Source organism: Aldersonia sp. NBC_00410 (genome assembly GCF_026342035.1).
Lineage (GTDB): Bacteria > Actinomycetota > Actinomycetes > Mycobacteriales > Mycobacteriaceae > Aldersonia.
Genome location: NZ_JAPENM010000001.1, coordinates 332115 through 358694, shown reverse-complemented (window position 1 = coordinate 358694; position 26580 = coordinate 332115). Strand labels below are relative to the sequence as shown.

The following is a 26580-nucleotide window of genomic DNA, read 5'->3' as shown; positions in this document are numbered from 1 at the left end:
GCAATCAGTCTCGGAGCGTGAGCGGGTCTGCGAATCAGTGCCAGTACGTAGTCGGGTACTGAACTCGCGCACAGTGGCGGGGGATACTTCCTACGTGGACGCCCCGTTCGTCGGACGGCAGCGCGAGATCGCGCTGCTGCGTGCCGCCGTGGTGTCGGCCGGCAGCGGCGTGGGGCGGCTGGTGCTGGTCGGCGGCCCCGCCGGGATCGGCAAGTCGCGCCTGGTCGAGGAACTCGCCGCGATTGCGGGGGAGTACGGCATGCCGATCGCGCGCGGGTACGCGGTGGACGATCCGGGGATGCCGGCGTTGTGGCCGTGGCGCCGTCTTGCCCGCCACGTTCCCGGACCGACGCAACCGCTCTCCGTGCAGGGACTGCACTCGGCCACCGACCGGTTCGAGCTGTTCACGGGTATCACCGATTGGTTGCGGGCCGCGGCCGAGGCGGATGGACTCGTCGTGGTCCTCGAGGACATGCACTGGTCCGACGACACCTCGTTGCTGTTGTTGCGTCAGATTGCGGCGGATCTGCTCGGCGCCAGGCTGGTGCTCGTCGTGACCTACCGCGATGTCGTGACCCGACGCGACGAGACTCCGCTGGGAAACCACCTACCCGACCTACTGCGTGCGGCCGATGCGCGCACGATCGAACTCGGCGGCCTGTCGACCGCGGAGATCGCGCGATGGCTCGCGACCGCAGTGCCCGGCGGTGGGCCGGCCGTCGCTGCCGAACTGCATGCTCGGACCGGCGGGAATCCGCTGTTCGTCCGGCTGCTGGTGGAGTCCGCCCGCGACCCGGCAGACCTGCTGTCCGAGGCGGCGCTGCATCCGCAGGTCCGCCGGTTGGTGCTCGCCCAGCTCACCAGGCTGAGTGCCGACGCTCGTGCCGCGCTGGACGCGGCGAGTGTGCTCGGCGAGCGCATCGAACCGGTGGTTCTCGCGCCGGTGCTCGACCGCTCCGAGGACGAGGTCACACGAATGCTGGCCGAAGCGTCCGGTGCCGGCGTCACCACGCTGCGTGAAGGTCGAATCGCCTTCGCGCACTCGCTGATTCGTGACGCCGTGTATGCCGAGTTGTCCCCACTCGACCGTGCGGCATTACACCGCCGAACGGCCGAGGTGCTGAGCACGCGGGTCGACGCCGAACTCGTGGCCGGCATCGTCGCGACGCACTGGCACCGCGCCGGTGGCGTCGACGATCGTCGACGCTGCGCCGAATGGGCGCGTCGGGCAGCCGATTCGGCGATGGGAGCGCACGCCTATGCCGAGGCGATCACCTTTCGCGAACTCGAGCTCGAAGCTTCCGGTTCGGACACGTCACCGGCGCAGACGATCGAATCGACACTCGCGCTCGCGCGCGCCGAGTTCGCGGCCGGGCGCATCACGCGGAGTCTCGCGCATTGCACCGAGGTGGCGGCGGCAGCCGAACGCGCCGGCCGTCCGCGCGACGTCGCTGCTGCCGCCCTGGTGATCGAGGGCATCGGCTCTCCGGAGGTCCTGCATCCGATCGATCGGATCTGCCGTACGGCCCTGCACCTGCTGCCTGCGGACGAAACCGCCCTGCGGTCGCGGCTGGAGTCTCGCCGTGTGATCGCCGTGATCGAGGATGAGGACGTCGAGTTCGCACGCGAAATATCTGCTCGGGCATTGGAACTGGCGGAGCACAGTGAAGATCCGATCGCGGTGTTGGACGGGCTGCATGCTCGACATCTCGCACTCTCGGCACCGCAGTTCGTGGACGAGCGGTTGGTCATCGCCGACCGCGCGCTGGAAATGGCTTGGGCGGCAGGAAAACCCCTCGCGACACTGTGGGCGCTGTTGTGGCGGATCGAGGCGGCGATGCAACTCGGCGATACCGGGCTGGCCGACCGTACGACGGCAGAGGTCGAGCAGTTGGCCAGCTCCCGGCGCCTGCCGATCGCACAGTGGCACCTGTGCCGGATCCGCGCGGCGCGGGCGTTGCTGACCGGAGACCTCGCCGCCGCCGAGCAGCATAATGATGCCGCGCTGGTCATCGGGCGGGCGGCGGGCGATATGTCCCTGACTGGAATGCATCTCGCGTTCCGTGCGCAGTTGAACGTCGTGCGCGGGCAGGTCTCCGACCCCGATGGTGATGTGGTGGCGATCGGGGCGGCACGACATATCGCCCTGGCGCGCATCTTCTTGCCGATCACCCATGCCCTGGTCGGGGATACGGATTCGGCGCGAGCCGCTTTCGAGGAGTTCCGCATGATGCCCGAGACGGTGCCGATTGGACCGCGGTGGGCCGCGTTGCTCATCCACATCGGACTGGCCGCAACCCTTCTCGACGACGCGGAGACGGCCGACCGCGTGTACCGCAAGACGCGCGACCTCGACCGCTGGTATTCCGGTGAGGGGACCGGGCCGTTCTACTTCGGTGGTGCGATGGCGCGAATGATCGGCGACGTCGCACTCACTGCCGGACACGTGCCGGAGGCGATCGACCTGTATCGGCGGGCGATCGAGATGAACGCTCGGATCGGCGCGCGCCCGTTCATCGCGCAGAGCAGGCTGGGTCTGGCGCAGGCGCTCACGGCTCGAAACGGCAGCGGGGACAGTGCCGACGCGCGGCAGTCGGCGGTGACCGCAGCCGGGGAGTTCCGCCGGATCGGCATGCCCGGGCACCTGCGCACCGCCGACCGGTTGATCGCGCAACTCGATGCCGCCGCGCGCGACGCGAACCCGTTGTCCGCGCGCGAGACCGAGGTTGCCGGACTGGTCGCGGAGGGGTTGGCGAATCGCGAAATTGCCACCCGGCTGGTGCTTTCGGAGCGCACCGTCGAGACGCATGTGCGAAGCATTCTGGCGAAGCTCGGATGCGCGAACCGCACGGAGATCGCGGCGTGGGCACTACGCCCTCGCTGACACACCCGTTCCCACATTGTGGATGGAAGATCCGTTGCGTTGGGCGGAGTGAATGGAATCGTTCACTCCGCTGAACGCACCAAATCTTCCATTCACGAATAGGCGTTCGGGACGTCGACCCGGTCCAGGAACCCCGATCCGCGCCGCGCGAATACCCCGGGCGTGCAGCCGTGCGCACGCCGGAAGGCCCGATTGAACGCGGCCTCGGACCGATAGCCGACCCGCTCGGCGACCCGGGCCAGTGGCAGCCCGCCCTCGCGCACGAACCGCGCGGCAAGGTCCATCCGCCACGACGTCACGTAGCTCATCACCGGCTCGCCGAGCAGGGTGGCGAACCGCCCGGCGAAGGCCGAGCGCGACATCCCGGCCTCAGCGGCGAGTGATTGTAGTGTCCATGGTTGCGCGGGCCGTGCGTGCAGCGCCGCGAGCGCCCGACCGATATCCGGGTCGCGCACCGCGGCGACCCAACCGCGTTGTGGTGGTTCGGTTTCCAGCCAGGACCGGATTGCCTGCACCACCAGCACATCGGCGAGACGCGCGGTGACAACTTCGCTGCCCGGCCGTGGATTGCGCGATTCTGCGGCAATGAGTTCCAGTGCGGCACGCTGCCATTCGGCATCCGCGCCGGTGGTGACGAGTACCGGCGGCAGCGCCTGGACCAGCCGTGCGACGGCGAGCCCGGAGAACGCGACCGCACCGCAGATCAGACTGCTGCGCGCTCCGCTACCGTCGATCCGGATTCGCTCGTAGCGGTCGGTGAGCTCTTCGCGCGGCAGGTCGAACAGCGGGGTGGCGGGGCTATCCACGTTGTCGAGCAGTAGATGACCGGTGCCGTGGGGGACGAGGACTACCTCGCCCGGTCCGATCCGACGCTCCTCGCCGTCGACGAGGACGACCGCGGACCCCTCGGTGAGTAGGTGAAAGATCAGCGTGCCCGGCATCGGCGGCATCTCGATCCCCCATGGCGCGAATGCCTCGGAGGCGGCATAGAACACCCCGCTCATGCCGAAGTCCTGCAGCGTCGCGGTGACGAGATCGGAGGCCATGAATTCAGTGTGCGCCGCTCTGGACGATCGAGCAACAATCAAGGCATATCTGGCATTGATCGTATCGATCGAGCGCGCGAGTCTGGATCGCACAGGCACATCGGATCGAGACGAAGGAGCAGATCATGAAGGTCTTGGTGGTTGGAGCGAGTCGGGGAAGTGGCGCGGCCGTGGTATCGGCGCTGGTCGAGCAGGGACACCTGGTCACCGCGTTCGCGCGGACCACGGGCGAGGTGCCCGAGGGGGTGCGAGTCGTCACCGGTGACGTGTTCGACCGGGATGCGTTGGCGAAGGCGATGATCGGCCAGGACGCGGTGATCGTGACCCTCGGCATCTCGGACAACCCGTTCGGCGTACGGATGCTGCGGCGCGCGAAGACGCCTCTCGACGTCCGCTCGGCGGGCACCGCGCGAGTAGTGGAAGCGATGCGGGCGAACGATATTCGTCGGTTGGTGGTGCAGTCCACCTACGGTCTCGGCAGCGCCTTCGCCAACCTGTCGACCTTCTACAAGCTCTTCTTCCGGCTCGTGTTGGCACCGCAGATCGCCGACACCGAGCGACAGGAAGAACTCACCCGCAACAGCGGTCTGGACTGGACGCTGATCCGACCCGTCGCGTTGCACGACGGCGAGGAGACCGTGCCGGCGCACGTCGACCTGCGCGATGGCATCGCTGCCGAAAAGGTCTCGCGCAGTCAGGTCGGCCGAGTCAATGCCGACGCGGTAGCCCGTCCGGACTGGATCGGCGCCACGGTCAGCGTGTCTCGAGAACGACATCACACGGCGTGACCAAACTAGAACGTGTTCAAATTGGGTATAGGAGATTGGGTACGGGAGTGAGGAACACCGAGGTGAGGGGAGTGTGACGATGGCGTCGAGGCTCGTCGTCCAGACCAGCGAGGGATCCGTCCGGGGTCGCGCCGAGGGCGCGGTGCGGCGCTGGCGGTCGATCCCGTTCGCCGCCCCGCCGGTCGGGAAGCGGCGCTGGCGCGCTCCGGCTCCGGTCACGCCATGGAACGGCGTTCGCGATGCGACGGAGTTCGCGAACGCATCGTGTCAGCCGCGCTGGGGCGCCGGCCTGTCGCCGGGCACCTTGCAGCCGGTCAGCGAGGACTGTCTGACGCTCAACGTGGTCGCGCCCGCCGAGCCGAGTGATACCCCGCGCCCGGTGCTGGTGTTCATCCACGGCGGCGGGTACATCGTCGGCACCTCGGCGCTGTCGCTATACAGCGGGGTGCACCTCGTCGAACGTGGTGACGTCGTGTTCGTCTCGATGAACTACCGACTCGGACCGCTCGGCTATCTCGACCTGAGTTCGTTGGCCACGCCCGAACGCCCGATCGACAGCAACCTCGGTCTGCGCGATCAGGTGGCGGCACTCGAGTGGGTGCAGCGCAATATCGCGGCGTTCGGGGGCGACCCGGACAACGTCACGATCTTCGGCGAATCCGCGGGTGGCAACGCCGTCACGTCGCTGATGGTCACCCCGTCCGCGCACGGTTTGTTCCATCGCGCGATCGCGCAGAGCGCCCCCGCGCACTGGGCGCACGACCCGGAGGAATCGGAGCGGTGGGCACGCACGTACGTCGATCTGCTCGGTGGCACACCGGACAGCGCGGCGCGGGCGATCGACACGGCGACCCCGAAGGAACTCGGCAAGGCAATGCTCGCGCTGTACCGCACGGTGGCGAAAGACGTGCCGGGGCACTTCCCGCTCGAGCCGACCATCGACGGTGACTTCTTCCCGGAGTGGCCGGCCGCCGCGTTCCGCAACGGCACTGCGAATCGGGTGCCGCTGATCATCGGCGCGAACCGGCGGGAAAGCAGCCTGTTCGCCTGGATGCCGGACGCGCTGCCGACCAAGCCGAACCGGATCGAGGCAATGTTCGAGGCCACCGACCCGAAGGTGCGCGACCGGGTGATCGCCGCCTACCCGGGCTATCCGGGCAAGGCGGCGGCCCGCGCGATCGGTAGCGACGTCACCTTCTGGCATCCCAGTGTCGAGATCGCCGAGGCGCACTCGGAGTACGCGCCGACGTTCATGTACCGGTACGACTTCGCGCCGCGACTGCTCGGTGGCATCGGGCTCGGTGCGACGCACGCGATGGAGATGATCCCGGTATTCGGCATGGGGGAGACCGGCATCGGGCGGACCACCACCGCACTCGGTGGCCGCCGCGGCATGCGCCGGGTGACGCACGCGATGCAGGACAACTGGTTGGCGTTCGGCCGTCGCGGGCGACCGCTCGCGTCGTGGCCGGGCTACAACACCGGTGATCGCGCGACGATGATCTTCGACGCGCCGCCGTGGGTGGCGTTCGACCCGCACGCCGAGCGGCGCAAGGCGTGGGCGGGGTACGAGAGCCACCACCGCCGGGGCGGCACCGCACCGGGCGAGCCCGCGATCCGAGCTTAGGGCCGTAGGACTGGACCGTATGACGTGACTGCTTGCTGAGGAGCGGTTGCGGCACGTCTTAGCCACCCTGCCCGGCAGCGGCAACCACCGGTTCCGCCGTCGCTCGCCCAACGTCGGATCCGGCATCGATGAACGAGGCGCACCGGGACGGTCGTTCCGTCGGGCATCTGGATGGGACGGTCTGCACAACGACAGCGTCCTAATTCCTGCTATCTACAGCAACTTTGCCGATTTCTTTCTGCGCTATTTGTGGTAACGAAAAGGTTACGTCGGGCGAAGTCTGTGCAAGGTAGGCCATTCAGTCGGCCGACCGGTAGGCGGATTGTCGCCGATGTCGGGAAATCAGAACTGAGCACAGCGCACCGCTTCTGGTCGGGGCGTTCCAGACGGAGGTTCGAAAGAGTGCAGAACAAGAAGCTGCGTCGGCTATTGGCCGGCGCGAGCACGGTAGCGGTGACAGCGGGTTTCGCCGCATCCTTCGGCGTGGGGGCGGCGTGGGCTGCGCCCGTAAGCCAGTCGACAACCGCCGGCCAGTGGACGCTCCTACGGACGGTCCAGGGCACCATCCCGGATGCCGACACCACGACCACCCTGACGGCGCCGGCAACGGCGACGAACGGTGCGCCGGTGGATCTGGTGGCGACGGTCAGCCCGGCCCCGGACGGCGGCACCGTGCAGTTCTTCGACGGCGGTACCCCGATCGGCGCACCGGTTGACGCCATCGGCGGCACGGCGACGCTGAGCCAGGCGTTCGCCACCGCGGGTTCGCACTCGATCACCGCGAGTTTCAGTGGTGCTCCCGGGTTCGTCGCCTCGGCGGCACCGGCAGCAAACGTCGAGGTGTCGGATCCGGCGCCGGTTGATGTTGCCACCACGACCACGCTCTCGGTGCCGGCGACGGCGGACACCGGCGCGTCGGTGAACCTGACCGCGACGGTCTCGCCCGCACCCACCGGCGGCACCGTGCAGTTCTTCGACGGCGCTACCCCGCTCGGCGCACCGATTGACGCCATCGGCGGCACGGCGACGCTGAGCCAGGCGTTCGCCACCGCGGGTTCGCACTCGATCACCGCGAGCTTCAGTGGTGCTCCCGGGTTCGTCGCCTCGTCCGCACCGGCAGCAACGGTTGCGGTAACGGTCTCGGCGCCGCTTGATGTTGCCACCACGACCACGCTCTCGGTGCCGGCGACGGCGGACACCGGCGCGTCGGTGAACCTGACCGCGACGGTCTCGCCCGCACCCACCGGCGGCACCGTGCAGTTCTTCGACGGCGCTAAGCCGCTCGGCGCACCGGTTGACGTCACCGGCGGCACGGCGACGCTGAGCCAGGCGTTCGCCACCGCGGGTTCGCACTCGATCACCGCGAAGTTCAGTGGTGCTCCCGGGTTCGTCGCCTCGTCGGCACCGGCAGCAAGGATCGCGGTGACGGTCCCATTATCGAGTTATGTGGTCACGACCACCACGCTGACCGCACCGGAGACCGTGAGGCCGGCGGAGGGCGTGACATTGTCCGTCGTCGTGAATCCGGCACCGAACGGTAACGGTGGCACCGTGCAGTTCTTCGACGGCACGGACGCTATCGGTGCTGCCGTTCCAGTGACCAACGGTCGTGCGAGCATCACTTATTACAACTTGACAGGGGGCCCACACAGCGTCACTGCGAAGTACAGCGGCAGCACGTCCGGATACTTCGGTTCGACCTCGGAAGCCAAGGTGGTCACCGTCACGTCGTCCGGGACTCCGCCCACCTACGGTTCTTCCTAACCGAACCCCCGATCTCGGGGACTAGAGCGTATGACGTGACTGCTTACTGGGGAGCGGTTGCGGGCCGGGGCCTCGCTCACAACATTCGTTGGGTTACCGGGCAGGGGCCGCCTGCTCGGACTATCCGACATTTGTGGAAGGCCCCGGTGTTTACCGAGCGTGCGAGCGTTGGACTGGATGTGCACGCAGGCCTTGACCACGGCCGGGATCCGGTGTGAGGTCGCCGCCTCGCCGGCGGCGCCTCACCCTGCCCGCTTGACAAAATCCCTTACACATCAGATCCCGAGCACCTTCGGCAGGTCGGCGACGGTGTCGATGACGTGGTCGGGCTGCATGGCGAACTCGTCGCGCGCCCAGCGGCGCAGGGTGTCGGGCCGGAACTTGCCGGTTTTGACCAGCACGCCGGTCATGCCGACGACCTGCGCGGCCAGGACGTCGTTGTGCAGGTCGTCGCCGACCATCACGACATCATCGGGGTCGACGCCCATCCGGTTGGCGGCTGCGAGGAACCCGGCGGGCGCGGGTTTGCCGACCGCAGTTGCCTTGTGACCGGAGGATTCCTCCATCCCGGTGAGGTAGATCCCGGTATCGATGCGCAGCCCCTCGCGGGTCGACCAGGTCATGCTCCGGTGCATCGCCACCACCGGCACACCCTGCGACATCCATTCGTAGACCGCGGACAGCTCGCGGTGGCCGAACTCCTCGCCCGCACCACCGAGCACGACCACCTCCGGATCGTCGTCGACGAACTCGATTCCGGGCATGTCGTCGCGCACGTTGCCGCTGTTGAGCAGGTAGCAGCGCGCGCCCGGATGGTGCTCGCGCACGTACTCACCGGTGAGCGCGGCTGCGGTCAGCACCTCGTCTGCGTTCGCCGCCATGCCCGCCTCGGACAGTGCCTCGGCGATCTGCTTGCGTGACTTCGAGGTGGTGTTGGTCAGGAAGGTGCGGGCGATCGAATTGTCGTCGAGCGCCTCGATCGTCTCGCGCGCTCCCGCGATCGGCTCCCAGGACGTGACCAGTACCCCGTCGATATCGAAGAGCACGCCACCCAGTGTGTGCATCTACCGACGATAATCCAGGTCGAGCCGACCCGCCGACTGCACAGTTGCGGCGCCGGAGCGGTGCATGGGAAGCGGGGCACCGGCCCATGCCAACCTTGCACTCCCCTGGTCCGAGTGCTAAAAAGGCACTTGGCACTCGCGAACTGTGAGTGCCAGGTCGGGACGGTGAGACCGGAACAATGACACCCCGGTCGTCCGTCGCGGGCACCGAGTCCTGGCCCAGCGTTGATGGGGCAACCCGACAAGCGGTTGTCCTGTGTGTCACCCCCCATATCCGGAGGATCACTTCGTAATGGCCAAGATCATCGCGTTCGACGAAGAGGCCCGTCGCGGCCTCGAGCGTGGCCTGAACAGCCTCGCCGACGCAGTAAAGGTGACGTTGGGCCCCAAGGGTCGCAACGTCGTGCTGGAGAAGAAGTGGGGCGCCCCCACGATCACCAACGACGGTGTCTCCATCGCCAAGGAGATCGAGCTCGAGGATCCCTACGAGAAGATCGGCGCCGAGCTCGTCAAGGAGGTCGCCAAGAAGACCGACGACGTCGCTGGCGACGGCACCACCACCGCCACCGTGCTCGCCCAGGCGCTCGTTCGTGAGGGTCTGCGCAACGTTGCGGCCGGCGCGAACCCGCTCGGCCTGAAGCGCGGCATCGAGAAGGCCGTCGAGGCCGTCACCGCGCGCTTGCTCGAGACCGCCAAGGAGGTCGAGACCAAGGAGCAGATCGCTGCCACCGCCGGTATCTCGGCCGGCGACCCGTCCATCGGCGAGCTCATCGCCGAGGCCATGGACAAGGTCGGCAAGGAAGGCGTCATCACGGTCGAGGAGTCCAACACCTTCGGCCTGCAGCTCGAGCTCACCGAGGGCATGCGCTTCGACAAGGGCTACATCTCGGGTTACTTCGCGACCGATGCGGAGCGCCAGGAAGCCGTGCTCGAGGATGCCTACATCCTGCTGGTGAGCTCGAAGATCAGCACCGTCAAGGACCTGCTGCCGCTGCTGGAGAAGGTCATCCAGTCCGGCAAGCCGCTGGCGATCATCGCCGAGGACGTCGAGGGCGAGGCCCTGTCGACGCTGGTCGTCAACAAGATCCGTGGCACCTTCAAGTCCGTCGCCGTCAAGGCCCCGGGCTTCGGTGACCGTCGCAAGGCGCAGCTCGCCGATATCGCCATCCTCACCGGTGGCGAGGTCGTCAGCGAAGAGGTTGGCCTCTCGCTGGAGACCGCAGGCCTCGAGCTGCTCGGCCAGGCGCGCAAGGTCGTCGTCACCAAGGACGAGACCACCATCGTCGAGGGCGCGGGCGATTCCGACGCCATCGCCGGGCGCGTCGCGCAGATCCGGAGCGAGATCGAGAACAGCGACTCCGACTACGACCGCGAGAAGCTGCAGGAGCGCCTGGCCAAGCTGGCCGGCGGTGTTGCGGTGATCAAGGCCGGAGCTGCCACCGAGGTCGAGCTCAAGGAGCGCAAGCACCGCATCGAAGATGCCGTGCGCAACGCCAAGGCTGCCGTCGAAGAGGGCATCGTCGCCGGTGGTGGCGTGGCTCTGCTGCAGTCCGCTCCCGCGCTCGAGGATCTCAAGCTCGAGGGTGACGAGGCGACCGGTGCGAACATCGTCCGCGTCGCGCTCGAGGCTCCGCTCAAGCAGATCGCCTTCAACGCGGGCCTCGAGCCCGGTGTTGCAGCCGAGAAGGTGCGCGGACTGCCCAGCGGTCACGGCCTCAACGCCGCGACCAACGAGTACGAGGATCTGCTCGCGGCCGGTATCGCCGACCCGGTGAAGGTCACCCGCTCGGCGCTGCAGAACGCGGCGTCCATTGCGGCTCTGTTCCTCACCACCGAGGCCGTCGTCGCCGACAAGCCGGAGAAGGCCGGAGCGCCCGCGGGCGATCCGACCGGCGGCATGGGTGGCATGGACTTCTAAGTCCGAGCCAACTGGGCTTTTCGGTCCAAACCCGGTTCACCAGCAGCCCGGTTCCACTTCGGTGGGACCGGGCTGTTGCCGTCTCATGACCTGCATTACTCTTTTCCGGTCATGTGTCCAATTCCATAGTGATTTTTGCTGTCGTTCGCGTCAACTTTGGTTGATGTTCCTGTGTCATTCCGGTAACGGAAATATCTCATTTGCGAATTAACTGAAAGGTCGGCAATTCAGTCGGCCGATTCGGCGATGTCGCGCACGACGCGTCATCGGGGAACGCAGGAGAACCACGTGCGCAATACATCATCCTTCAAGCAGGACACCAGCAACCTCTCGTCCGGCATCATCGACATCGGACCGAACCTCGTGGCGCTCATCAACGGGATCTTTGGATCTCTGACGGGCACCGGCACCACCCCGCCGCCCGCCCCCTAGCAACTCGTTACCCAGAGCCCGGCCTGCATGCAGGCCGGGCTCTACATGCTGCCCTCTGGTTCGTTCGAGTTCAGCAGCGGCGACGTCCCGCTGTTCACGTTCATTCAGACGCTCATCGACAGCCTCAGCAGCGAGGCGTAGCTCGGCACACGCCCTCGGAAGGCCCGGTTTGCGGTATGCGAACCGGGCCGTTCTGTATTCTCGGGACTAATGACACAGGAAGTCTCTGTCGGGCGGACCTACGCCGGACAGCCGGTTGAGGATCGTCAGCGCGAGCGGCGCTCACGATTTCTCGAGTCCGGGCTCACCGTGTTCGCGCGCGACGGGTACGCGAACAGTTCCGTCGGCGCCATTTGCCGCGACGCCGGCTTGTCTTCGCGGCAGTTCTACGAGGAATTCACCGGCCGCGAGGCCTTGCTGATCGAGCTGTATATCGACATCGAGCAGACCGCGCGCAACTCGGTGGCCGCGGCCCTCGTGGCCACCAGTCTCAGCGCCGATCCGGTCGCCTACGTCGACTCGGCGACGAGGGCCTACATCGACTCCATCGGCGGTGACCCGCGCAAGGCGCGGGTATCGCTCGTCGAGGTGGTCGGCGCCAGTACCCGGGTGGAGGAAAAGCGGACGCAGCAGCGCCGTGAGTGGTCGGCGCTGCTCGACACGATCGTCCGCCGCGCGGCAAAGGGCGGGGGCATCCCCGCGGGTGATCTCGACATCCGGGTCAGCGCCCTGATGGGTGCGGTCAACTACGTCGTCTACGACTGGAGCGTCGCCGAACCGCGCCGGCCGCTCGACGACGTCGTGCGGGTGCTGCGCCGGATGCTCCTCGGCGCGATTGTCGCCTGAAGCCCCCGAATCGTCCCAAATTCGTTGCGTTCACCGCAGGGACACCTGTCGGCGGCCTGCAACCGATATTTTCGAAGGCGATGAGCGAACTACGAGATAGCGATGTGGTCCGGATGATCGAGGCGAACGGTCACCGGATCGACCTCAGCTCGATTGCCGACCTGAAAACAGCTGTCGACCTTGCCGAACTCGCGGGGTTTCAGGTCGATGACAACGACGACGACGATCCCGTGCTGGTCACGTCGCCAGGCAACCAGGTGGTCGATACCTGGCGCGAGCAGTATCCCTACGACGAGCGGATGAGCCGGTCCGACTACGACCGCGAAAAGCGGCTGCTGCAGATCGAGCTGCTCAAGCTGCAGAAGTGGATCAAGGCCAGCGGTCGTCGGTTGGTGATTGCGTTCGAGGGCCGCGACGCCGCGGGCAAGGGCGGCACCATCAAGCGCTTCATGGAGCACCTGAATCCGCGCGGCGCACAGGTGGTCGCCCTGGAGAAGCCGTCCGAGCGCGAATCCGGGCAGTGGTATTTCCAGCGCTACGTCTTGCACCTGCCCACCGCCGGCGAGATCGTGCTCTTCGACCGCTCCTGGTACAACCGCGCCGGAGTCGAGCGGGTGATGGGCTTCTGCACCGATGAGCAGTACCACCGGTTCCTGCGCCAGACCCCGCTGTTCGAGCAGATGCTCGTCGAGGAGGGCATCGACCTGGTCAAGCTGTGGTTCTCGGTGTCGCCGCTCGAACAGCGCACGCGCTTCGCCATCCGCATGGTCGACCCGGTGCGGCAGTGGAAGCTCTCACCGATGGACCTCGAGTCGCTGGACAAGTGGGAGGAGTACACCGCCGCAAAGGAGGCGAACTTCCGCCACACCGACACCGATTTCGCGCCCTGGACCGTCGTGAAGAGCAACGACAAGAAGCGCGCCAGGGTCAACGCGATGCGGCATGTGCTCAGCCTGTTCGACTACGAGAACAAGGACCACGAGCTCGTCGGCAAGCCCGATCCGCGGATCGTCGGGCGGGCCCGTGACGTGATCGGTGAGTAGCTTTCCCAGCGCGTAGCCTGCGGAGCGCCCGATAGGCCTGGCGCGTAGCCTGCGGAGCGCCCGATAGGCCTGGCGCGTAGCCTGCGTAGCGCCCGATAGGTCAGCCGGGTAGCGAATAGGGTTCTGCGGGTGGAGACGGTTCCCATCCAGATGCCCGACGGCACGACGATCCCGGTTCGGTTGGTTCCCGCCGACCCCGCGCACGTACACCGCCCGACGCCCGACGCGCCGCGACCGGTGGTGGTCATCGTGCCGGGTCTCGGCATTCCGGGCGGGTATTACGACCTGTTCGCCGCCGAGCTGGCCGCGCGCGGATTCGACGCCGCGATCGGCGAACTGCGTGGACAGGGGGACAGCCGTCCGCGGCCGAGCGCGATGAGCCGGTACGGCTACCACGAACTCGTCTCGGTGGATTTCCCCGCGATCTTCTCGGTGGTGCGCGATCGGTTTCCCGATAGCACTCCATATCTGTTGGGGCACAGCATGGGTGGGCAGCTCGGCGTCTGCTACGCGGCGCGGATCCGGGGACGGCTCGGCGGCCTGATCCTCATCGCGTCGGGCACGCCGTACTACCGGGGCTTCCGCGGTGCGCGATCGCCCGGCATCCTGGTCGGCTCGGCCGCAATGTCGTTGACCGCGAACGTCGCCGGGTTCTGGCCGGGCGACCGCCTCGACTTCGGTGGGTTCGGACGGCAGTCGCGGGTGCTGATCTCGGACTGGTCGCGGCTGGCCCGCACCGGACGCTTCGACCCCGAGGGCGCGGACATCGACTACGAGGAGCGCATCGGCAGGCTGAAGCTACCGGTGCTGTCGATATCCATCGACGGCGACGAGGTCGCCCCCGCGTCGTCGGCAAAGCATCTCGCCGACAAACTCCCGGCCGCGCCGATCACGAGCTGGCTGCAGCCGGAACGGTTGGGGCACAACGGCTGGATCCGTGCGCCGAAAACAACCGTCGACCGGATCGAGCAGTGGCTGCACGACCGTTGACCGCACACCCCTTTTTGTTTCGACTGAACGGAACCGTTCAGTCGATCTGATCGCATGAATGTACCGTTCAGTCGATCCGTCGGGCGGCCCTTCCAGGCATCGGCGGCGGGGTGTCAGCGGGTCAGCATGGTCCACAGGAACTCGTACACCAGCGCGGCCTGGAACGCGGCCTGGGCATTGTCCGCCGCACCGCCGTGCCCGCCCTCGATGTTTTCGTAGTACCAGACCCGGTGCCCCTGCTCCTCGAGCCGCGCGGTCATCTTGCGCGCATGCCCCGGATGCACCCGGTCGTCGCGGGTGGAGGTGGTGAGCAGGATCGGCGGGTACTGCACATCGGCGCGGGCATTCTGGTACGGCGAATGCTTGGCGATGAACTCCCACTCCGCCGGGTCGTCCGGGTTGCCGTACTCCGCCACCCAGGACGCGCCCGCGAGCAGCAGGTGGTAGCGCTTCATGTCCAGCAGCGGCACTTGACAGACGAGCGCACCGAACAACTGCGGGTATTCGGTGAGCATGACTCCCATCAGCAGTCCGCCGTTGCTGCCGCCCACCGCACCGAGCTGTTCCGCAGTGGTGATTCCGCGGGCGACGAGATCGGTTGCGACAGCAGCGAAGTCCTCGTAAACCTTGTGCCGCCCGGCCTTCTGCGCTTGGGTATGCCACGCTGGCCCGTATTCGCCACCGCCACGAATGTTGGCGGTGACGGTGATGCCCCCACGTTCCAGCCAGCCCATCCCGGCCGCTCCGTTGTAGCCGGGGGTCCGGGACAGTTCGAAACCGCCGTAGCCGGACAGCACCGTGGGCCCGCTCGCGCCGGGGCGGCGAACGACGAAGTACGGCACTGCGGTTCCGTCGAGCGAGGTGGCGAAGAACTGTTCGGTGGTCAGACCGTCCGCGTCGAAGTAGCTCTGCTCGGCCTTCAGCGGCGTCGCCGGTTCCCCGATGGTGCCACTGAGAAGTGTTGGCGGCGTGGTGAAGCTACTCGTCGTCATCATGTAGTCGTCGCCGCCGTCGAGCGGGTCGAGATTGAGCACGCCGGTCGTGGCCATCGGCGGAGTTTGGGCGAACGGCTCGCGCTGCCACCCGTTTGGACCGGGTGTGCACACGTACAGCTGGGTCTGCACGTCGGCAAGGGTCGCGAGCAGTAGGTAGTTCTCGGTCCAGCCGTAACCGTTCAGCGAGGTGTGCGCATCCGGCTCGAAGACCACCTCGAATTCGCGTGCGCCGCGAAGGAAGTCGTCGAAGTTGGTGGCCAGCAGTGCACCCGCGGGGTAAGTCGCGGCGCCAACTGTCCAATCCGATTTGAGCCGCACCAGCAACCAATCCTTGTACCAGGACTCGGACGCATCGGCCGGAATGTCGATATGAGTCGTCGTGCCGTCGGGTGCGAGCAGATAGGTCTCGTTGGTGAAGAATTCGGGATGGCGGTAGACGTAGTGCCGCTCGTAGCCGGGCGTGCGGTCGTAACCGGCGCCGGCGGAAACATCGGTGACTTTCCCCTCGAACACCGTCTCGGCCGAGTCGAGCGGGGTGCCGCGGCGCCAGCGCTTGCCGATCCGCGGATAGCCGGACTCGGTCAGCGTGCCCGGCCCGAAATCGGTTCCGACATAGACGGTGTCGAGGTCGATCCAGCTGATGCTCGACTTCGCTTCCGGCAGTGCGAAACCGCCGTCGGCGGGGTCGAGGAAGGTACGCGTGCGCATGTCGAATTCGCGCACCACGCTGGCGTCCGCCCCGCCGCGGGACAGGCTGATCAATGCACGGTCCTGGGCCGGCCGGCGCACGGATGAGCCCGCCCATACCCAGTTCTCGTCCTCGGCCGCTGAGAGCGCGTCGACGTCGATGAGCACGTCCCACTCGGGGTCGTCCTTGCAGTATTCGACGAACGTGGTGCGCCGCCACAGCCCCTTCGGATGGTCACCGTCGCGCCAGTAGTTGTAGAGCCACTCTCCGCGACGGCCCGGGTAGGGAACTCGTTCGTCGGTGTCGAGCATGGCGAGGATGCGGTCACGCAATCCGAGGAAGCGCTCCGACGAGGCGAACTGCTCCCGGACGACGTCGTTGCGCTCGCGAGCCCAGTCCAGGGAGCGGTCGTCGGTGACTGCTTCGAGCCAGAGATATGGATCCTCGTCGGTCATGGCTCATTCTTACCTAACCGCGAGGTCCCGCGTCGGTGGGATCGCGGCGGTAATCTGCGCGGGTGTCCGGTCTTCGGCCGTCCCCGTCGCGGTGGCTCTGGGAGCAGCATTGCTGCCTGCCGCTCCATTGTCGTGCCGATATCAGCGAACTCGCCCGCTACCCTGCCGGATCCTATCTGTCGATCAATATCGGGTACTCGCCACAGTCGAAGGCGGACTCGACCCGACTCGCGGAGTATTTCCGCTGGAACGCCTCGGCTGACAGTCGATTTCGCCTCGTCACCGGGCGCGACGACCTTGCCGTCGCGCGCGCGGACGAGCGGATTGCGCTCGCGTTCGATCTCGAGGACTCCGGTCCACTCGACGGCGATCTCGCCAATGTCGAACATTTCCACGCACTCGGCGTGCGGTCCCTGCTACCCACCTACAACCACGTCAACGCGGCGGGCTGCGGGTGTCTGGACGCCGACGACACCGGCCTGACCGCGTACGGGCGTGATCTCGTGCGCGAACTCAACGCGGTCGGCGTATTCGTCGACGGTTCACACTGTTCGGTGCGCACCGGCCTCGATCTCGCCGCGACGACGCAACGGCCGATGATCTACAGCCACTCCAACTTCGCCGGGCTCTGGTCGCACCCGCGCAACATCACCGACGACCAGGCCCGGGCGTGCGCGGACACCGGTGGAGTCATCGGGATCAACGGCGTCGGGATCTTTCTCGGCCGCAACGACCCGCACGACGGAGCCGGCCGCCTCGCCGCGATGGCGGACCACGTCGAATACGGAATCGACCTGGTGGGAATCGACCATGTCGGCATCGGATCGGACTACTCGTTCGATCACGTCGACTTCAACCACGAGATGCAACAGAACCCCGGCGCATTTTCGGCGGCATACACCATGTTCGGCCCGTTGCAGTGGGTTCCGCCCGAAGACACGCTGCGGGTGTGGGATGTGTTGGCCGAACGCGGCTTCGATGACGCCGCGATCGCCGCGGTGGCGCACGGCAACTTCGACCGCGCGGCCCGGCAGGTGTGGACCGCGTAGGTATTTCGCTACCTGCACCTGGCGCGTTCGCCGGTTGGGGTGTCGCGCTACTCGTGCCCCGTGCGGCTGGACCGCGGATTCTGGTCTCGCGGGACTTGCCGGCACGTGCGAGCGCTGGAGTGTCGCGACCGTTTCTGTCGGTGCGCACTGCGAAACTGTGGGTACGCGGTGCAGAGGAAAGAAGACGGCCATGAACGTCGTGGAGGAGATGACCGAGCTGGCATTCGCTCGACCGCAGCCGGGCGATCCGCCCGAACGAGTCGCCCGTTGGTACCTCGCGAAGTCGCGGCTGCACGAGTACCTCGCCGGGTGTGGCGACCGGGATGCCGAGATGGAGCTGCGCCTGGCCGTCTCCGCGCGCGCGCATGCCGACGACCTGCTGGGCCGAGGGGTGCGCGAGCACGTCGCGTGATGCGGCGCACACCGTAGCGCGGTCTATGAGCCATTCGGCGACACGGGATCGGGGCGGGACTACCCTGGGAAACCGTGACCTCACACTATGACGTCGTTGTACTCGGTGCCGGTCCCGGTGGTTACGTCGCTGCTATCCGCGCGGCGCAGCTCGGGCTGAGCACCGCAATCGTGGAAAAGCAGTACTGGGGAGGGGTGTGCCTCAACGTCGGCTGCATCCCGTCGAAGGCACTGTTGCGGAACGCGGAGCTCGCGCACATCTTCACCAAGGATGCGAAGCTTTTCGGGATCTCGGGTGAGGCGAAGTTCGACTTCGGCGCGGCGTTCGACCGCAGCCGCAAGGTCGCGGAGGGGCGCGTCAAGGGCGTCCACTTCCTGATGAAGAAGAACAAGATCACCGAGTACGACGGGCACGGCTCGTTCACCGACGCGAACACGCTCGCCGTGGAGAAATCCGACGGCGGCTCGGAGACGATCACCTTCGACAACGCGATCATCGCCACCGGCACCACCACCAAGCTGCTGCCCGGCACCTCGCTGTCGGACAACGTGGTCACCTACGAAGAGCAGATCATGACCCGGGACCTGCCCGGTTCGATCCTCGTCGTCGGTGCGGGCGCGATCGGTATGGAATTCGCCTACGTCCTGCGCAACTACGGCGTGGACGTGCGGATCGTCGAGTTCCTCGACCGCGCGCTGCCCAATGAGGACGCCGACGTGTCCAAGGAGATCACCAAGGCCTACAAGAAGCTCGGGATCACCATCTCGACGGGCGCAGCGGTGCAGTCGATCGACGACGACGGCTCCAAGGTCACCGTCACGATCAAGGACAACAAGAGCGGAAACACCGAGACCGTCACGGTCGACAAGGTGCTGCAGGCCGTCGGCTTCGCGCCGCGGGTCGAGGGCTTCGGCCTCGATAACACCGGTGTCGAAACCGAACGCGGCGCGATCGTCATCGACAACGTCATGCGTACCAACGTGCCGAATATCTTCGCGATCGGCGACGTCACCGGAAAACTGCAGCTCGCACACGTCGCCGAGGCGCAGGGCGTGGTCGCCGCGGAAACCATCGGCGGCGCGGAGACGCTGCCGATCGACGACTACCGGATGATGCCGCGCGCGACGTTCTGTCAGCCGCAGGTCGCCAGCTTTGGGCTCACCGAGGCGCAGGCCCGCGACGAGGGCTACGACGTAAAGGTCGCCACCTTCCCGTTCACCGCGAACGGCAAGGCGCACGGCCTGGGTGACGCGACGGGTTTCGTCAAGCTTGTCGCGGACACGAAGTACGGGGAGTTGCTCGGCGGGCACCTGATCGGCCCGGACGTTTCCGAGCTGCTGCCGGAGCTGACGCTGGCGCAGAAGTGGGACCTGACGGTCAACGAGCTGGCCCGCAACGTGCACACCCATCCGACGCTGTCCGAGGCGCTGCAGGAAGCGATCCACGGCCTCGCGGGCCACATGATCAACTTCTGATCCGCACCTTCGCACCTCCGCCGGCCGACTGAACGGAACCGTTCAGTCGATCTGATCGCATGAACGGTCCGTTCAGTCGATGCGGGCGGGGCAATGCGGGGTGGGCAATACGGGGCGGGTGGCGGGGATTCCCATACCGTGCCCGGCCCGTCGGGTCAAGTAGTGACCTGACGGGCGGTCCGCGGCTAGCTTGGATCGACCAGTCAAGTTCGAATCAAGGAGCACACTCGCATGGCCCTCACGGCGTTTCTCGATCTCAAGTTGAAGCCCGAATCCCTCGACAAGGCAAAGGAAGTCATGTCGAAGGTGCTCGCCGATACCCGGGCGTTCGATGGCTGCCTCGGCGTCGACGTGCTGGTCGACAACACCGACGAGAGCCACTGGGTGGTTGTCGAGAAGTGGGAGTCCCTCGATGCCGACAAGGCCTATCGGGCTTGGCGGGCGACTCCGGAGGGCGCGATATCCGAGCTCGGTCCGCTGCTCGCGGGTGCGCCCGGGCTGACCAGCTACACGCTCGACCCGGACGTCTAGCCGCTTCCGTGCGAGATGCTCAGCCGCCCGTGCCGCGGCTATCGATCGTCACCGTGCGCAGTACCGTTGCGGGGCAATAGGTTCCAACTCGGGAATTGTGAATCTGCGCCGTGCTCGACGAGCGCGGCGCAGATTCACGCCGCTGCGTCGGCTGCCGCGTCAGGATCCTGACGAGCCGCTACTGCCGCTGGAGCCCAAGCCGAACTCCCCGGGAGGCCCCTGGGGGCCTTCCGGGCCGGTCGGTCCTGCCGGGCCCGTATCGCCCTTTGCCCCTGGCGCGCCGGTCGGTCCTGCCGGGCCGGTGGGTCCCGCCTGGCCGGTCGGCCCTGCCGGACCCGTATCGCCCTTTGCCCCTGGCGCGCCGGATGGTCCCGCCTGGCCGGTCGGTCCTGCCGGGCCGGTCGGGCCGGTCGGTCCGGGCGGGCCCTCTTCGTTCCACTGGATAGGTATCGAGCCCAGAGTGCATATCGGTGGAGTGGTGCCGACCAGGAGGAGGCCGCCGGTGACGGGCACTATGCACCCGTAGTACGTCACAGCCGAGGCTTGATTGCCACCGAACATCGTGGCCGCCGCGACCCCGCCACTAACGGCGAGCCCACTTGCAATTAGCTTGAGGTTCATATCTCAGCTCCTGAAGGGTCGGCTTGAAGGTGCTCGAAAGAGGTCGACCCAATCGTTGAACGGCAGTATCTCCTTTGGCGAAATTCAATTGAATCGAGATTGATTCGTGATTTACGATATTCAACCTTTTTTTTCGGGATATTTCCGGACGTGAAATTTACCAACGTGAAATGTCTTCCGGCCGAACTATGTTGGTCGGAAAACTGGGCGGACCACAGATATCGAATACACTTGTCGTTCGGTTGACGTTCATTTGTCAGCTCTTGATGGGCTCGTTCCGGCCAGTCGCGGGAACAATATTCTGCCCAACGCTCAGTGCGTGATGCTGGGCCGTCCGGCGTGCACCTCGATACGCTGGCCGGTAATGAGCGCCGCCCGATCGGAGATCAGGAACGCCACCAATTCCGCCACGTCCTCCGGACGGGTGACCCGCCCGAACGGCATCTCGGCGTCCAGCGTCGCCGCGTCCGCTGCGCCGGTTATTGCCCGTGCCAGCCGGTCACCCATATCGGTGGCGACCAGGCCCGGCGCGACGATATTGACCCGCGTGCCGTGCGGCTGCTCCTCCAACGCCAGCGTGCGGCCGAGCGCTTCGAGCGCGACCTTGCCCATCATGTACGGCGCCCCGCCGGGGCTCGGCCGGGCCGCGGTGGTGCTCGAGATCAGCACGATCGCACCGCGCTCGCTGTTGCGGATTGCCGGAGCGAAGTTGGAGCACAGGTAGAACGCCCCGAGCGCGTGCACCGAAAGCACCTTCTGGATCTCGGCGGGGTCCGTGTCGGCGACTGTGCGGCCGCGGCTCGCGATGCCGGCGTTGAGCACCAGCGCGTCCACTCGACCGAACTCGTCGAGCACAGCCTGGGCCAGTGCCGCCGCAGCATCGGGGTCGGCCGCGTCGGAGCGGACCATCCGGCATTCGCGGCCCAGGTCGGCGACGGCCTTCGCGGCTTGCTCGGCAGACGCCTCGTCGCGGTTGAACGTGCCGACGATCTCGTATCCGTCGGCGGCCAGGCGAAGGGCGATGCCGCGGCCGATTCCGCGGCCCGCCCCGGACACGACGGCGACGGGGCTGGCGTGGGACATGATCGTCTCCAGATCTTTCGGGGGAGCGGGTGTCAGCGGTTGTGGTATTCGGGTGCGCGGCGCTCGATGTAGGCCGCCATCGCCTCTTGTTGATCGGCGGTGCCGAAGGTGAGCGACTGCTGCCGATTCTCCAACTCGACGGAGGTGTCGAAGCCGGGGGTTTCGAGCGCAAGCCACATACCGCGCTTGGTGAGCGACAAGGACATCGGCGGGGCGGTCAGTAGGTCGTCGATCGTGGCATCGACGCGAGCACGCAGTTCGCTACCGGGCACGGCGTCGGCGAGTAGGCCGATGCGCAGCGCCTCGTCGGCGCCGAAACGTCGTGCGGTGAGCATCAATTCGTGAGCACGGCCCGCGCCGACGAGACGGGGGAGTAGCCACGAGACGCCGATGTCGCAGCCGGACACGCCGATTCGGATGAACGAGACGGCGAAGATCGCCTCGCTCGCGGCCAGCCGGACATCGCATGCGCAGACCAGCGCGAGCCCACCACCGGCGGCAGGTCCGTTCACGGCCGCGACGAACACCTGCGGGAGCCGGCGGATCTTCTGCACGAGCAGGGCGATGCGGCTCTGCAGCAGGTACGACTGCTGAGTTGTGCCCAGCTGTTCGGCGCCCGGGATCTGGCCGTATCCGCCGAGGTCGAGGCCCGAGCAGAAGCCGCGTCCGGCGCCGGTCAGGACGACGACGCGGGTCTCGAGGTCGTTCCCGAGCCGATCGAGCTCGGTGTGCAGGGCGTCGACCAGGTCGTGGTTCATCGCGTTGAGCTGGTCCGGCCGGTTCATCCGCAGGAGGACGACGCCCGGTCGCGGCCGTTCGACGATGACCGGCGCTCCGGTCGCTGTCTGCCCCTCGGTGCCCATTGCGCAGTCCTCTCCACGCACGCTTCCTGAGCGAACGCTAGCTCTGTAGGGTGCAGTGTGCCACGTCACGTTCGCCGCACTTACGAGGAGTACTCATGCCGAACCCGGAGCAGGTCGACGCGATCCTGTTGACCGAGCAACGGGGCCGAGTTCGGATTCTGACACTGAACCGCCCGAAGTCGCGCAACGCGCTCAATATCGACCTGATCGAGACACTGCGCCGCGAACTCGCGGCCGCCGATGCCGACGAGCAGGTGGACGTCGTGGTACTTACCGGCACCGATCCGGCCTTCTGTGCGGGTGTCGATCTGCGCGAGCTCGGCAGCCGCGACGACAACGCGAACCGTGTTGCGGTGGAGGGAATTCCGGTGGGGCATCCGTGGCGTCCGCTGAGCAAGCCGGTGATCGGCGCGGTCAACGGTGCGGCCATCACCGGCGGCCTCGAACTCGCATTGGCCTGCGACTTCCTGATCGCGTCCGACCGGGCGCGGTTCGCCGACACGCATGCACGGGTCGGGGTGCTGCCCGGCTGGGGACTGACGGTCCGGTTGCCGGCGGCAGTCGGACGCGGGTTCGCGCTTCGGATGAGCCTCTCGGGTGATTTTGTGCCGGCCGGGGACGCATTACGTGCCGGGCTGGTGACCCAGGTCGTGCCGCACGAGGTGCTGCTGGAGACGGCACTCGCGGTGGCAAACACCATCTCCGGCAACGACACCCGCGCCGTGCGCACGCTGCTCGGGTCATATCGCAGCGCCGGGGAGCACGTCGAGGTTCCGGCTCTCGCATCCGAAGCTACGGTCTCGGAGGCGTGGTTGGCACAGTTCACGCCGGAGTCGGTCGCGCAGCGGCGCGAAGCGGTCATCGATCGCGGTCGCGCGCAGAATACCGTTGCGGGGCAATAAGACCGAGCGAATGGCTCAGCGGACGCGCAAAAGTCCTTCTTGCATGGTGGTCGCGACGAGGCGGCCGTCCCGGCTGTAGAGGCTGCCGCGGGACAGGCCGCGGCCACCGCCGGTCCAGATGCCCTCCTGCTCGTAGAGGTGCCACTCGTCCGCTCGAAACGGAGCGTGGAACCAAATCGCATGGTCGAGGCTGGCGACCTGAGTTCGGTTGGCGTCCATGGGAACCGCGTGCGGGAGCAGGGCGGTGGAGATCAGGAACATGTCCGAGATGTAGCCCCATGCGCCGGCATGAACCAGCGGGTCGTCGGATAGTCGCTGTGCGGCACGCACCCAGGCGACTTGATATGGCTCGCGGGGTTCGCTGCTCCGGCTCACCAGGCGTGGGTAGTCCTCGCCCGGGATGCGGAAATCGATCGCGATATGGCGCTCGTAATTGCGCAACCACTCGAGGCGCGCCTTCTGCTCGTCGGTCACGTTCGCCAGCAAGTCCGGCAGGTCCTCCGGCGCGGCCACGGTCGGCGGCTCGGGCTGATGGGACAGGCCGTCCTCGGCGACCTGGAACGAGGCCGCCAGTTCGAAGATCGTCTTGCCGTTCTGCTCGGCAGCGACATTGCGGGTGGTGAAGCTGCGCCCGTCGCGGACCCGGTCGACGCGGTAGACGACCGGCGTAGTCGTGTTGCCGGGGTGCAGGAAATTTGCGTGCACCGAGTGCGGGTGGCGGTCTGCATCGACGGTGCGACCGGCGGCGATGATGGCCTGGGCGATTGCCTGGCCGCCGTAGAGGCGCTCCGCGTCGGTATAGGAGCGGCCCTCGAAGACGTCGTCGTCGAGCGGCACGAGGTCCAGGATCCGGTCGAGCGGCGGGCGTCCGCCCTCGATGCGATCCGGAACTTCTGCGGCGGCTTCGACCATTCGACCACCTTAGGCGTCAGTTCTTGACGTCCTCCCGCGGCAGCCCGAGCAGCCGCTCCGCGATCACGTTGCGGTTGATCTCCGACGTGCCGCCGGCGATCGTGATCGCGCGGCTGGCCAGGTACATGTACGGACCAGACGGGTCGTCGCCGCCGACAGCCTTCTCGCCGTCTATCCGCAGCCACAGCTCGGCGGTGTGCTGCATGTGCTCCGAGGACACCAGCTTGGTGACGTTGCCTTCCGGGCCCGGTCCCGAGCCGGACAGCGCGCGCTGCACCTGGCGCAGATTGAGTGCCTTCATCGCCTGCTCGGTCGCGATCAGGTCGGCGAGCTCTCGGTTCACCGAGCGGTCCGACGGGGTATCGGCGAGCTTGTCGATGAGGAGGAACGCGCTCAACCGGGTCGGCGCGTTGCCGATGGAGATGCGCTCATTGCCCAGCGTTGCCCGCGCCACCGTCCAGCCTGCGTCGATCGCGCCGACCACGTCCTCGTCGGGGATGAAGACGTCGTCGAAGAAGATCTCGTTGAAGTTCGAGTCGCCGCTGATCTGGCGCAGTGGCCGCACGGTGACGCCCGGCGCGTGCAGGTCGATCACCATCGTGGTGATGCCCAGGTGCTTGGGTGCATCGCGGTTGGTGCGGATGGTGGCCAGACCGTGCGTGGAGAAGTGCGCGTCGCTCGTCCACACCTTCTGCCCGGACACTCGCCAGCCGCCGTCGACCTTCACCCCGCGCGTCGACACCGCCGCCGCGTCCGACCCGGCACCGGGCTCGCTGAACAGCTGGCAGAACACGAGTTCGCCGAGCAGCCCGGGCCTGATCCAGCGCTCGATCTGTTCCGGGGTGGCGTGCTGGGAGATGGTGAGCATCACCCAGCCGCCGATGCCGAGTTGTGGCACGTCGATGGACTTGAATTCCTGTTCCAGCACAAGCTGTTCGACGGGCGAGGCGCCCCGCCCGAACGGCTCGTTCCAATGCGGCACGAGGTAGCCCTCGTCGACGAGCAGGGCACGCCGCTGTTCCTCGGGGGTGTCGAGGAAGCGCTCGACGAACTTCGCGCCCTGAGTGCGGTACGTCTCTGCCTCCGGGGGCAGGTCGACGGCAGTCTTGCGCCGCACACCCGCAATGGACAGTGCGAGCAGGTCGTCGCGCGCGTGCTCGGAGTCCGACAGCAGACCGCGCAGGCTCGCGGCCCGCCGCAGGAACAGGTGACAATCGTGCTCCCAGGTGAAGCCGATGCCGCCGTGGATCTGGATGTTGAGCTCGGCGTTGCGGGCGAAAGCGTCGAACGCGGTGGCTGCGGCGATGTCAGTGGCGAGCGCGCCCTGCTCGTCGTCCACGCCCGCACGGGCCGCGTCCCAGGCCGTTGCGACGGCCAGTTCGGCGGCGACGAGCATGTTCGCGCAGTGATGCTTGATCGCCTGGAACGATCCGATGATGCGGCCGAACTGCTTGCGCACCTTGGCGTATTCGACGGCCATCTCGAGGCTCGCGTGTGCACCGCCGGCGGCCTCGGCGGCGCCGAGCACCTGCGCCAGCCGCCGCGCCCGCGCTGCCGTACCGGGCAGCACTGCCACGGGCGTGACGCCATCCAGCGTGACGGCGGCGATGTGCTGGGTCGGGTCGACGGCCTTCTTCTTGGCTGCGACGTTCACCCCGGTGGCGGCCGCATCGACCAGGATCACGTCGTCCCCGGCGCGCAGCGCGAGCAACGTCGCGATCGCCCCGCCGACCACATAACCGGCGTCGCCACTCGCCGTGCCATCCGGGGCTTGCTCGAGTGTGCCGCCGAGGCCGAGCCCGCCGAGCTGCGAACCGTCCGCGAGGCCGGGCAGCAGGCGCCGCTTGTCCGCGTCGTCGCCGGCCGCGGCGAGCAGGGCGGAGGACACGACGGTCGGGAGGAACGGCACCGGCACCACAGCGCGGCCGAGTTCCTCGCCGATGATGGCGAGCTCGGCAATCCCGGCGTCGTCTCCGCCGAACTCCTCGGGCAGGTGCAAGCCGAGCCAGCCCAGTTTTGCCAGTTCCCGCCAGAGCGGACCGATGTCGGTGCCGTGGTCATCGAGGACCGCGCGAGCCAGCTGCTGGGCCTTCTGGTCGGTAAGCAGCGATCGGGCCACCTCCGCGAGGGCGCGGTGGTCTTCGGTCAGCGCAAGGGACATACAACAACTCCTCGAAGCGGGTCTGCTCGGC

At 67.1% G+C, this 26580-nt stretch carries 21 protein-coding genes; 14 read left to right on the top strand and 7 right to left on the bottom strand.

The features are described from left to right. Nucleotides 1–94 precede the first annotated feature (94 nt). Complete coding sequence (locus OG921_RS01655; RefSeq protein ID WP_266110593.1) at nt 95–2884, top strand: AAA family ATPase; 2790 nt, start codon at nt 95–97, stop codon at nt 2882–2884. A 92-nt stretch (nt 2885–2976) separates the two neighbouring features. On the opposite strand, the gene OG921_RS01650 is transcribed toward OG921_RS01655, so the two are convergent. Next, nucleotides 2977–3930: an AraC family transcriptional regulator gene (locus OG921_RS01650; protein ID WP_266110592.1), complete on the bottom strand. Its 954-nt coding sequence runs from the start codon at nt 3928–3930 to the stop codon at nt 2977–2979. Between the two features lie 125 nt (nt 3931–4055). On the opposite strand from OG921_RS01650, the gene OG921_RS01645 reads away from it, so the two are divergent. From OG921_RS01645 to OG921_RS01635, 3 genes are all read left to right on the top strand, one after another. Continuing rightward, a complete protein-coding gene (locus OG921_RS01645; RefSeq protein WP_266110591.1) occupies nt 4056–4718 on the top strand; it encodes an NAD(P)-dependent oxidoreductase in 663 nt (220 codons plus the stop codon). A 79-nt stretch (nt 4719–4797) separates the two neighbouring features. After that, complete coding sequence (locus OG921_RS01640) at nt 4798–6345, top strand: carboxylesterase/lipase family protein (protein WP_266110590.1); 1548 nt, start codon at nt 4798–4800, stop codon at nt 6343–6345. A 402-nt stretch (nt 6346–6747) separates the two neighbouring features. Then, nucleotides 6748–8109, top strand: a complete 1362-nt coding sequence (locus OG921_RS01635; protein ID WP_266110589.1) for an Ig-like domain-containing protein — start codon at nt 6748–6750, stop codon at nt 8107–8109. A 275-nt stretch (nt 8110–8384) separates the two neighbouring features. On the opposite strand, the gene OG921_RS01630 is transcribed toward OG921_RS01635, so the two are convergent. Next, entirely contained in the window at nt 8385–9173 is a 789-nt protein-coding gene (locus OG921_RS01630) for an HAD-IIA family hydrolase (RefSeq protein ID WP_266110588.1), read from the bottom strand. Nucleotides 9174–9465: 292 nt separating this feature from the next. Here OG921_RS01630 and groL point away from each other — a divergent pair, with 292 nt between their 5' ends. The 5 genes from groL to OG921_RS01605 all read left to right on the top strand — a co-directional run bounded on the left by groL (nt 9466) and on the right by OG921_RS01605 (nt 14402). Continuing rightward, nucleotides 9466–11091, top strand: a complete 1626-nt coding sequence (gene groL, locus OG921_RS01625) for a chaperonin GroEL (protein ID WP_266110587.1) — start codon at nt 9466–9468, stop codon at nt 11089–11091. A gap of 288 nt (nt 11092–11379) precedes the next feature. Beyond that, nucleotides 11380–11523, top strand: coding sequence for a hypothetical protein (locus OG921_RS01620; protein ID WP_266110586.1), 144 nt, complete (start codon nt 11380–11382; stop codon nt 11521–11523). A gap of 210 nt (nt 11524–11733) precedes the next feature. Further along, nucleotides 11734–12369, top strand: a complete 636-nt coding sequence (locus OG921_RS01615; protein WP_266110585.1) for a TetR/AcrR family transcriptional regulator — start codon at nt 11734–11736, stop codon at nt 12367–12369. Nucleotides 12370–12482: 113 nt separating this feature from the next. Next, nucleotides 12483–13412 carry a polyphosphate kinase 2 gene (gene ppk2 / locus OG921_RS01610; protein ID WP_266111024.1) on the top strand — a complete coding sequence of 310 codons (930 nt, stop codon included), beginning with the start codon at nt 12483–12485 and terminating at the stop codon, nt 13410–13412. A 129-nt stretch (nt 13413–13541) separates the two neighbouring features. Continuing rightward, the gene (locus OG921_RS01605; RefSeq protein ID WP_266110584.1) at nt 13542–14402 is read left to right on the top strand and encodes an alpha/beta fold hydrolase; all 861 of its coding nucleotides are present in this window, start codon (nt 13542–13544) and stop codon (nt 14400–14402) included. Nucleotides 14403–14515: 113 nt separating this feature from the next. Here OG921_RS01605 and OG921_RS01600 read toward each other — a convergent pair whose 3' ends face one another. Then, nucleotides 14516–16540, bottom strand: a complete 2025-nt coding sequence (locus OG921_RS01600; RefSeq protein ID WP_266110583.1) for a prolyl oligopeptidase family protein — start codon at nt 16538–16540, stop codon at nt 14516–14518. Between the two features lie 62 nt (nt 16541–16602). On the opposite strand from OG921_RS01600, the gene OG921_RS01595 reads away from it, so the two are divergent. The 4 genes from OG921_RS01595 (at nt 16603) to OG921_RS01580 (ending at nt 20007) form a co-directional block, all read left to right on the top strand. Further along, nucleotides 16603–17589: a dipeptidase gene (locus OG921_RS01595; protein ID WP_266110582.1), complete on the top strand. Its 987-nt coding sequence runs from the start codon at nt 16603–16605 to the stop codon at nt 17587–17589. A 190-nt stretch (nt 17590–17779) separates the two neighbouring features. Further along, entirely contained in the window at nt 17780–18001 is a 222-nt protein-coding gene (locus OG921_RS01590; protein WP_266110581.1) for a hypothetical protein, read from the top strand. A 74-nt stretch (nt 18002–18075) separates the two neighbouring features. After that, nucleotides 18076–19476 carry a dihydrolipoyl dehydrogenase gene (lpdA, locus tag OG921_RS01585; RefSeq protein WP_266110580.1) on the top strand — a complete coding sequence of 467 codons (1401 nt, stop codon included), beginning with the start codon at nt 18076–18078 and terminating at the stop codon, nt 19474–19476. Nucleotides 19477–19707: 231 nt separating this feature from the next. Further along, on the top strand, nt 19708–20007 hold the full coding sequence (locus OG921_RS01580) for a putative quinol monooxygenase (RefSeq protein ID WP_266110579.1): 300 nt from the start codon (nt 19708–19710) through the stop codon (nt 20005–20007). Between the two features lie 933 nt (nt 20008–20940). On the opposite strand, the gene OG921_RS01570 is transcribed toward OG921_RS01580, so the two are convergent. After that, entirely contained in the window at nt 20941–21711 is a 771-nt protein-coding gene (locus OG921_RS01570) for an SDR family NAD(P)-dependent oxidoreductase (RefSeq protein ID WP_266110578.1), read from the bottom strand. Between the two features lie 32 nt (nt 21712–21743). After that, complete coding sequence (locus OG921_RS01565; protein ID WP_266110577.1) at nt 21744–22574, bottom strand: enoyl-CoA hydratase/isomerase family protein; 831 nt, start codon at nt 22572–22574, stop codon at nt 21744–21746. 95 nt (nt 22575–22669) lie between these two features. On the opposite strand from OG921_RS01565, the gene OG921_RS01560 reads away from it, so the two are divergent. Next, entirely contained in the window at nt 22670–23476 is an 807-nt protein-coding gene (locus tag OG921_RS01560) for an enoyl-CoA hydratase (RefSeq protein WP_266110576.1), read from the top strand. 15 nt (nt 23477–23491) lie between these two features. Here the strand turns inward: OG921_RS01560 and OG921_RS01555 are convergent, their stop codons facing one another. Continuing rightward, a complete protein-coding gene (locus OG921_RS01555; RefSeq protein WP_266110575.1) occupies nt 23492–24388 on the bottom strand; it encodes an acyl-CoA thioesterase II in 897 nt (298 codons plus the stop codon). 16 nt (nt 24389–24404) lie between these two features. After that, the gene (locus tag OG921_RS01550) at nt 24405–26549 is read right to left on the bottom strand and encodes an acyl-CoA dehydrogenase (RefSeq protein WP_266110574.1); all 2145 of its coding nucleotides are present in this window, start codon (nt 26547–26549) and stop codon (nt 24405–24407) included. Nucleotides 26550–26580: the final 31 nt, after the last annotated feature.

What these genes read in the sequence shown, in the direction of transcription:
- OG921_RS01565 (WP_266110577.1), bottom strand. Translation starts at nt 22,574, where the DNA reads ATGGGCACCGAGGGGCAGACAGCGACCGGAGCGCCGGTCATCGTCGAA.
- OG921_RS01650 (WP_266110592.1), bottom strand. Translation starts at nt 3,930, where the DNA reads ATGGCCTCCGATCTCGTCACCGCGACGCTGCAGGACTTCGGCATGAGC.
- OG921_RS01570 (WP_266110578.1), bottom strand. Translation starts at nt 21,711, where the DNA reads ATGTCCCACGCCAGCCCCGTCGCCGTCGTGTCCGGGGCGGGCCGCGGA.
- OG921_RS01580 (WP_266110579.1), top strand. Translation starts at nt 19,708, where the DNA reads ATGGCCCTCACGGCGTTTCTCGATCTCAAGTTGAAGCCCGAATCCCTC.
- OG921_RS01630 (WP_266110588.1), bottom strand. Translation starts at nt 9,173, where the DNA reads ATGCACACACTGGGTGGCGTGCTCTTCGATATCGACGGGGTACTGGTC.
- OG921_RS01590 (WP_266110581.1), top strand. Translation starts at nt 17,780, where the DNA reads ATGAACGTCGTGGAGGAGATGACCGAGCTGGCATTCGCTCGACCGCAG.
- ppk2 (WP_266111024.1), top strand. Translation starts at nt 12,483, where the DNA reads ATGATCGAGGCGAACGGTCACCGGATCGACCTCAGCTCGATTGCCGAC.
- OG921_RS01550 (WP_266110574.1), bottom strand. Translation starts at nt 26,549, where the DNA reads ATGTCCCTTGCGCTGACCGAAGACCACCGCGCCCTCGCGGAGGTGGCC.
- OG921_RS01615 (WP_266110585.1), top strand. Translation starts at nt 11,734, where the DNA reads ATGACACAGGAAGTCTCTGTCGGGCGGACCTACGCCGGACAGCCGGTT.
- OG921_RS01560 (WP_266110576.1), top strand. Translation starts at nt 22,670, where the DNA reads ATGCCGAACCCGGAGCAGGTCGACGCGATCCTGTTGACCGAGCAACGG.
- OG921_RS01600 (WP_266110583.1), bottom strand. Translation starts at nt 16,540, where the DNA reads ATGACCGACGAGGATCCATATCTCTGGCTCGAAGCAGTCACCGACGAC.
- OG921_RS01640 (WP_266110590.1), top strand. Translation starts at nt 4,798, where the DNA reads ATGGCGTCGAGGCTCGTCGTCCAGACCAGCGAGGGATCCGTCCGGGGT.
- OG921_RS01555 (WP_266110575.1), bottom strand. Translation starts at nt 24,388, where the DNA reads ATGGTCGAAGCCGCCGCAGAAGTTCCGGATCGCATCGAGGGCGGACGC.
- OG921_RS01645 (WP_266110591.1), top strand. Translation starts at nt 4,056, where the DNA reads ATGAAGGTCTTGGTGGTTGGAGCGAGTCGGGGAAGTGGCGCGGCCGTG.
- groL (WP_266110587.1), top strand. Translation starts at nt 9,466, where the DNA reads ATGGCCAAGATCATCGCGTTCGACGAAGAGGCCCGTCGCGGCCTCGAG.